Origin of the sequence: Thermus tenuipuniceus (assembly GCF_002964845.1) — a bacterium.
GTDB lineage: Bacteria > Deinococcota > Deinococci > Deinococcales > Thermaceae > Thermus > Thermus tenuipuniceus.
The window spans coordinates 37,313-45,190 of the sequence record NZ_KZ672968.1 but is presented as its reverse complement, the minus strand read 5'-3'; the positions used below and the strand labels follow the sequence as shown (position 1 = coordinate 45,190).

Annotated in this window: 7 protein-coding genes; all 7 read left to right on the top strand. The window is 66.4% G+C overall.

Going from position 1 to position 7,878, the window contains the following annotated elements:
- Positions 1 to 183: 183 nt before the first annotated feature.
- The 7 genes from C2847_RS04390 to C2847_RS12265 all read left to right on the top strand — a co-directional run bounded on the left by C2847_RS04390 (position 184) and on the right by C2847_RS12265 (position 7,878).
- On the top strand, positions 184 to 576 hold the full coding sequence (locus C2847_RS04390; RefSeq protein ID WP_105317253.1) for an SCP2 sterol-binding domain-containing protein: 393 nt from the start codon (positions 184 to 186) through the stop codon (positions 574 to 576).
- On the top strand, positions 573 to 1,607 hold the full coding sequence (locus tag C2847_RS04385) for an alcohol dehydrogenase family protein (protein ID WP_105317252.1): 1,035 nt from the start codon (positions 573 to 575) through the stop codon (positions 1,605 to 1,607). Before C2847_RS04390 ends, C2847_RS04385 begins: the two co-directional genes overlap by 4 nt.
- Before the next feature lie 280 nt (positions 1,608 to 1,887).
- A complete protein-coding gene (locus C2847_RS04380; RefSeq protein ID WP_105317251.1) occupies positions 1,888 to 2,298 on the top strand; it encodes a hypothetical protein in 411 nt (136 codons plus the stop codon).
- Between the two features lie 51 nt (positions 2,299 to 2,349).
- Positions 2,350 to 3,360 (top strand): LptF/LptG family permease, encoded by a 1,011-nt coding sequence (locus C2847_RS04375; protein WP_105317250.1) that lies wholly within the window; start codon positions 2,350 to 2,352, stop codon positions 3,358 to 3,360.
- Positions 3,357 to 4,400, top strand: coding sequence for an LptF/LptG family permease (locus C2847_RS04370; protein ID WP_105317249.1), 1,044 nt, complete (start codon positions 3,357 to 3,359; stop codon positions 4,398 to 4,400). Before C2847_RS04375 ends, C2847_RS04370 begins: the two co-directional genes overlap by 4 nt.
- The gene (locus tag C2847_RS04365) at positions 4,397 to 6,874 is read left to right on the top strand and encodes a hypothetical protein (protein ID WP_105317248.1); all 2,478 of its coding nucleotides are present in this window, start codon (positions 4,397 to 4,399) and stop codon (positions 6,872 to 6,874) included. Before C2847_RS04370 ends, C2847_RS04365 begins: the two co-directional genes overlap by 4 nt.
- Positions 6,871 to 7,878, top strand: a complete 1,008-nt coding sequence (locus tag C2847_RS12265) for a hypothetical protein (protein ID WP_105317247.1) — start codon at positions 6,871 to 6,873, stop codon at positions 7,876 to 7,878. Before C2847_RS04365 ends, C2847_RS12265 begins: the two co-directional genes overlap by 4 nt.

Here is a 7,878-nt window from a genome sequence, read left to right as displayed (position 1 = left end):
GTTTATGCAGGGTATTCGGGAGGTGCAAGTTTTGAGGTAGAAGAGGGGTTCGCCGCTCGCCTCGGCCAGGAGCGGAGGAGGAAGGGTTCCACCGGCTCGCAAAAGACTCCGGAGAGGTCCAGGAGGTAGACCACCTCTTCAGGCTACCGCGCAAGGCTTATACTCGGTGCAAAGGAGGAGCCTATGGAACTCTTCTCCCCAGCCTGGGCTGAGGCCTACTGCCGGAAGTTAAACGAGAGCGAGGCCTATAGGAAGGCCGCCGCCACCTGGGAAGGAAGCCTGGCCCTGGCGGTGCGCCCTGACCCCGCCCTGGGGTTCCCCAAGGGGGTGGCCGTGGTCCTGGACCTGTGGCACGGGGCGTGCCGGGGCGCGCAGGTGGTGGAGGGGGAGGCGGAGGCCGACTTCGTCGTAGAGGCCGACTTGGCCACCTGGCAGGAGGTGCTGGAGGGCCGCCTCGAGCCCCTCACCGCCTTGATGCGGGGCCTTTTGGAACTGAAAAAGGGAAGCATCGCCGCCTTGGCCCCTTACACCCAGGCGGCCCAGGAGCTGGTCAAGGTGGCCCGGGAGGTGGCATGAAAGCCCTGGTCTACCACGGGCCCTTCCAGGTGGCGGTAGAGCAGGCGCCGGAGCCCAAGCTGGAGGCGGAAACCGACGCCATCGTGGAGGTGGAGCTGGCCGCCATCTGCGGCTCGGACCTGCACATCTACCACGGCAAGATCGCCGGGGTGCTGCCGGGTACCGTCTTGGGCCACGAGTTCGTGGGGCGGATTGTGGAAAAGGGCCCCCTGGTGCCCTTCCCCCTGGGGGAAAGGGTGGTAGGGAGCTTCCAGGTGGCCTGCGGAGACTGCCCAGCCTGCCGCAAGGAGCAGTACTTCGCCTGCCTGAAAGGAGGTGTCTTTGGCTTCGGCCTAGCCCTGGGCAACCTCCAGGGAGCCCAGGCGGAAAGGGTGCGGATTCCCTTCGCTCGGCAAAGCCTTTTTGCCATCGGGGACCTGCCCGCGGAGGAAGCCATCCTGGCAGGGGATATCCTCACCACCGCCTACGGGGGCGTAAGGCCCTTCCTCTCCCCTGGGATGAGCGTGGCGGTGGTGGGCTCGGGGCCCGTGGGCCTCATGGCCCAAATGGTGGCCCATGCTCTGGGCGCTGGACAGGTCTACGCCATAGACCCGGAGGAAACCCGCTTGGAAAAGGCGGCGGCCCTGGGAAGCCTGCCCGTCAACCCCAAGGCGGAAGACCCCGTGGCCCGGGTGCGCAAGAAAACCCAGGGCCTGGGGGCGGATCTGGTGGTGGAGGCGGTGGGCGGGGATGGGGAGGCGTTGAAGCTGGCCCTCCGCCTGGCGGGACCCGGGGGCATCGTGTCCAGCCTCGGGGTGCCCACCGCCGAGAAGCTGGATTACCCTTGGCTCTCCGCTTTCAGCCGGGGCATCACCTTGAAAAGCGCCTTGGCCAACATCCCCCGCTGGATCGAGGAGGTTCTAGCCCTGCAACGGGCAGGAAGGCTTAAGGGTAGCTGGGTGTTCAGCCACCGCCTGCCCCTCGAGGAAGCCCCTGAGGGCTACCGCCTCTTCCACGAGCGGCAGGCCACCAAGGTGGCCTTGGTGCCCTAAAACAAAACCGCCGCCCGCAGGCGGTTTTTTCCTCTGACTTCTTCATTATACCACGGTTTGCCGTTATGTAAAGGGGTATGCAGGAAAACCCGTCCCCAACAGGGCAAAAGACCCCCAGTCACCCTTCCTCAAGATCCCAAGGCCAGGGAGTCTAGGAAGCCTTTGGAGTTTACCTAAAAAGAATCCGTATTAGGGCACAGGCCAGGACAATGTAACCTCGCTCCCGGCCCTCCCAGAGGACTTGGGCTAGCCTCGAGGCAAGGCAAAGGAGGTAAAGGCCTTGGCCCGGTATCTGGTGGTGGCTCATCGTACGGCCAAAAGCCCCGAGCTGGCCAGAAAGCTGGCCGAGCTTCGGAGCCAAGACCCCGAGGCCCGCTTTGTCCTTCTGGTACCCGCCGTCCCCCCGGCGGGCTGGGTCTATGAGGAGGGCGACATCCAAAGGCGGGCCAAGGAGGAGGCGGAGGCCGCCAAGGCGGCCCTCGAGGCCCAAGGAATCGCCATAGAGGAGGCCAAGCCCGGGGATGTCTCCCCCATCCTGGCCCTGGAGGAGGAGCTCATGGCCCATCCCGGGGAGTACCAGGCCATCGTCCTGGCCACCCTGCCCCCGGGGCTTTCCCGCTGGCTCCGCCTGGACGTGCACAGCCAGGCAGAGCGCTTCGGCCTGCCCGTGATCCACGTGATCGCCCACTGAGCTCCTGCCTCCTGCGCTTGTTTCTCATCCTGGCCCCGTATACTCGGCCTGGTGCTGGGCCGGTACGTCCTCAAGGAGATCCTGGTCCCCTACCTGGTGGGGGTCCTGCTTTTCGTGGCCCTCCTCACCTTTGACCTCCTCTCCAGCCTCTCGGGGGTGCTCCTAAGCCGGGGGGCCAGCGTGGAGGCCATCGCCAAGCTCATCCTCTACCGCCTGCCCTGGACCCTGAGCCTGGCCCTTCCCTTGGGCCTGGTCTTCGCCATCTTGGTGGGCCTTGCCCGCCTCATCCGCCAATCGGAGCTGAAGGCCGCCTACGCCGCGGGCGTACCCCCCTGGGCCCTTTTGAAACCCCTGGCGCTTTTGGCCCTTCTGGTGAGCTTCTTCAACCTCCTTAACCTGGCGGAGCTTCGCCCCCGGGCCCTCGAGGCCTACGACCAGCACCTGGCCCGGCTCCTCTACGGGGAAGGGGCCTTGAGCGGGGTGATGCGCAAGCAGCTTTATGCCGCGGAGGGCCTCGGGGTCTACTACGCGGAGGAGGTACGGCCCGAGGTGGGGCAAAACCGCCTCTACGGCATCCGGGTGGTGGACGAAAGGGGCCGGATCTACAGCGGTCAGGAAGGAGTCTGGGACAAGGAAGGGTGGCACTTCCGGGGGTACGTCCTGGAGGGGGGAAAACCCAAGCCCTTTGCTGGCACCCTTCCCTTCCCCACCCAGTTCCGCCCCAAGGAAAGCTTGGGCTCCCGCGATCCCTACGACTCCACCACCCTGCGGGAGCTTTGGGAAAGGAGCCAGGTGGAGCCCAGTGCCCGCTTCGCCCTGTACCGCCGGCTCGCGGATGCCCTCGGGGGCTTCTTCCTGGGCCTGGTGGCGGCCACCTTAGGGCTTTCCTTCCGGGAGGCTGCCTGGGCCTTCCTCAGCATCGTCCTCCTCATCTTCGGCTACTACGTGCTCTGGACCCTGAGCGCCCAGCTGGCCCGCTACGACGTGAACCCTCTCCTGGCCTTCCTCCCCAACGCCTTCTTCGCCGCCTTGGCCCTCTACCTCACCTGGAGGCTTAGATGAAGACCCTAGACCGCTACCTCCTGCGCGAGGTCCTGGCCCACTTTAGCCTGGGGCTTGCGGTCATCGTCCTCCTCTTCCTGGCCGGGGCGGTCTACGAGGTCCTGGCCCCTTTGGTGGCCAAGGGCGCGGATCCCTACACCCTTCTCCTTTACCTCTTCTACCGCACCCCCGAGGCCCTGGTGCGGGGGGCTCCCGTGGCCTACCTCTTCGCTCTACTCTTCCTCCTCTCCCGCCTGGGTGAGGACTCGGAGCTCAAGGCCCTCCTGGCCCTGGGGATAAGGCGGGAACGCGTGCTTTTACCCCTTTTGGGCCTCGGGGCTCTCCTGGCCCTTTTGGGCTTCCTTTTGGGGGAAAGCCTGGTGCCCAAAGCCTTAGCCCAGGGGCAGGACCTCCTTCGCAAGCAGGTGCTGGAACGGCCCAGGGCCCTTCTCACCCCGGGCACCGCCTTCCAGGACGCCAGAGGCAGGGTGGTCTACGTGGGGGAGGTGGCCCGGGACAGGATCGGAAAGCTTAGAATCCTTTCGCAGGAGGAAGTGGTCCTGGCGGAGGAGGGGAGGTTCCAAGGAGGGGTCTTGCAGGTGGAAAAGGGCTTGAGGGTCACCTACGAGGGGGATAGGCCCAGGACCCTGACCCGCTTTCAGGAGGGGGATCTGGTCCTCAGGGACCTCACCTTTGAGCCCTGGCAGAACCCGGCCAACCGCATGACCCTGAAGGAGCTTAAAGCGGAGGTGGAAAGGCTTAGGCAAAGCGGGGTGAAGGCGGGCCTCGAGGCCACCACCTATTACCGCCGCTACGCCGAGCCAGCGGCCAGCCTGGTCTTCGCCCTCTTCGCCACGGGACTGGCCTTCTACCTCCTGGGAGGGTCCCGGAGCCTGGGGCTTGTGGGGGTGGCGGTCCTCACCTTCTTCTACTACGCCACCTGGAGCGTGGGGCGGATCATGGGGGAGCAAAACGCCCTAGACCCCGTTCTGGCCGCCTGGGGACCCAACCTGGTCTACGGGGCCCTCGGGCTTCTCCTCTTCCTGGGAGGGCGAAGGTGAGGTGGCTTTTGGCCCTCCTCTTCCTCTTCCTCCCCGCCTTCGCCCAGGAGAAGGTCCTGAAGGTGCTGGAGGCAGAAAAGCTGGAGCTAAGGCAGGAAGGAGGGGAGGAGGTCTACGTGCTCACGGGGAACCCCGTGCGCCTGGAGTGGGATGGGGAGGCCATCGAGGCGGGAAGGGCCACCTACTTTCGCACCCGTAAACTCCTTTTCCTCTCGGAAGGGGTGCGCTACCGGGACCGGGAGGGAAGGCGGGTGGAGGCGGAGGAACTTCAGATAGACCTCTCCGACGAAAGCTTTGACGCCCTCGAGGTGCGCCTCGAGGCCGAGGACCTCCTGCTCACCGGCCCCCTTTGCCAGCGGGTGGCGGGGGCCATCCTTCTGGAGCGGGGCTACGCCACCCCTTGCGCCTCCTGCGGCCAGGAGGTACCCGACTACGCCTTTCGCGCCCGGGAGATCGTCCTCTACCCCGGGGACCGGGTAGTGGCCCGGGGGGTGGTGGTTCTGGTGCAGGAGAAACCGGTTCTGGAGCTTCCCGTCCTCCTTCTCTTCCTCTCCGAGCGCCGGCCCCGGTTCGAGGTGGGCCAGGATGAAGGGGGCTTTTACCTGAAGACCGCTTTGCCCTACGTGGCCGACTTCGGCCTGGGCTTCACCCTCCTTTCCTACTACGAGGGCCGGGGCTACGGCTTCGGCTTTGACCACTACGGCACCGGGGAGGCCAAGGAGCGCTACTTTTTCCTCCACACCCCCCCGGACACCTTCCAGTACCGGGGGGAGTACGTCCTAAAGCGGCAGGCCTTTTCCCTCAGCGCCCTGGTAGAACGGGACGATACCCGGGAAAAACTGACCCGCTTCCGCCTCGAGGCCCTCGCTCCCGGCACCCCCACGCCCCAGGATTGGCGCTACGCCTTAAGGTTGGAGGGCTTTTTAGACCACGACCCCGCCACCCCACCCCCCCGCACCCTGCAGCGCCTGCCCGAGTTGGAGGCGCAAAGCCCCGTCCTGCGGGAGGGGCCTTTCAGCGTCCAGGGGAGCCTGGCCGTGGGCCGCTACTTGGCGGAGACCAACCCCCTAAACCGCTCCGCCCGGGCCCTCGGGCCCTACGCGGAGGCAGGAAGGGCCCTCCTTGCCCACAGCGAAAGTCTCGCCCTCACCCCCTGGCCTGGGGCCACCTTCCGGGCAGAAAACCGCTTCCGGGGCTTTTACTACACCACGCAAAACCCCGATGGGGAGCGCGAGCGCCAGGTGGACTGGACCACCTCAGCCATCCTCCGGCAAAACCTGGGCGGGTTCAGCGTGGAGGTGGGCTATGCCCGAAGCGTCCAGGAGGGGGAAACCCCCTTCCACTTCGACGCCTTGCCCCAGCGGCGAAGCCACCAGGCCACCCTGAGCCTAGGCTTCCAGGAAAGGCCCCTCCTCCTCGGCCTGAAGACGGGGAGGGACCTGGAGGCGGGCAAGTACCTCCCCCTCGAGGCCCAGGCCGCCCTCCAAGACCCCGGCTACGCCCTCACCCTCTCCCACAAGCGGGGCCTCGAGGGGGAAGGCCCCTTGGAGAGCCGTCTAGAAGGAAGCCTCACCCCCTACCCCTTCTCCCTCAAGGTAAGCCTGCGCTACGACCACGCCAAGGGCCTTTTCGACCCTCTTCTTTTCCAAGCGGGCTACGCCCTGCCGGGGGGGAGCCTCAACCTGGCCCACCGCCACGACCTAAACGGCCAGGGCGCCCTCACCACCGACCTTACTTACGCCCTGAGGGAGGGCACGAACGCCTACACCCTCCAGGGGAGGCGGGACTGGCAACAGAACACCCTCGCCCTCCAAGGGCAGGCCATCCTGGGCCCGCAGAGCTTATCCCTACAAACCACCCTGGACCCCAGGGCCCTGGCCTACGCCCTGGGCTACCGCGCAGGGGTAGCCCCAGGACCCCTTTGGGACCTGCAACTCTCCGGGCGCTACCAGGAGGGCTTCCGGGACACGAACCTCCGCCTAGGCCTCACCCAGGCCCTCCCCGAGGTGGGCTTCCGCCTAAACGCCAACCTTCACTTGCCGGAGGAGGCAGACGGGGGCATCTACCTCAAGGACGCCACCTTCAGCGGGGGGGTGGAGCTCTGGAAACCGGTACCCGCCGAGGGGGCAGGAGAAGGAGCCATCCCCGGGCTTTCCCTATCGGGAAGCTTCTCCTACGCCCGTCGCCCCGACCGGCCCGAGGGGTACAGCCTCTCCCTGCGGAACTTCGGGCCCACCCTCACCTTCCTGGGCCGGGAGAACACCAAGCTTCACCTTTCGGCCCTCCTTACCCAGGACCTGCCCGGAACCCCCCTAAGGCCCCGCTTCCTCCTAGTCTTGGACCGCTGCTGTTGGGCCTTGCGCTTCACCCTGGACGCCCAAAAGGGGAGCGTGGGCCTGGCCTTCCTCTATGGGGGGCAGGCAGCGGGGCTTCTCCTCTCCGAGGAGGGTGTGAAGCTGGGAGGTGGACCATGAAGCGGTTTTGGCCCTTTTACCCGGCCATAGGGGTGCTGGCGTTTTTCCTGGGTGCCTGCACGGGAAGCCAGGAGCCCCCCTTGCCCGCCCTGGTGGCCATGGGGGGAGGGGGGGAGGTGCGCTTCTACCGGGCGCAGGACCTGCAGGGGGGAACGGCAAGCCCCATGGGCACCTGGAGCACCCCAGGACTTCAGGACCTGGCTTACTCCAACGCTTTTGGGGGGCTTTACCTTCTCTTCCCCGACCGCCTCGAGGCCTACTCCACCCAAGGCTTCACGGAAGACGCCATCCCGCAGCCTTCCCCCACGCAGGCGGCCTTCCCGAACGGGGTGGACTGCACCGGAGGCTATTTGCGGCTTGGGCAAAACCAGCTCCTCGCCCACTGCCCGGGGGCAGGAAGAGCCTTCCTCTGGAACCTGGATGCCTCAGGGAACCTGGAGGAAGCCGACCTCACGGGCCTCCCCCCCGGGGTGCGCCTAGCCCTCTTCCCCCAAGGAAGCCTGGACCTCCTGGCCTACCTAAGCCAGCAGGCCTTGGGCTACCGCCCGGCCCAAAACCCTTCAGGCGTCCCCAGCCTGGAAAAGCTCTTGGACCCCCAGGCGAGCCAAGGACCCTACGACCTCCAGCTGGACCGCCTTCGCGGGCGGCTTCTCGGGCTTGCCGCCACCGCCATCGAAGTGAGGCTCTACACCCTGGAAGGGGACTCCCTCACCAGCCGAAAGGTCTTGGGGGACTTCCCCCAAGCCAGCCGCCTGGCCCTGGACCCCGTGGGGGGCATGGCGGTCTACGGCCGGGGGTTCCAGGTGCTCCTGCCCAAGGAATCCCCCGTGCAGCAGGGGTTCCGCACCTATACCGCCGGGCTTCTGGGACCGGATGGCTACCTTTACCTAGTCCAGGGGCAAACCCTTGAAGTCTACGACCTGGCGCCCTCCCCACCCCTCCTCCTGCGCTCCCCATTCTTGGGGTTCAGCCCCACTTCCCTGGCCTTCATCCCGGTAGAATAA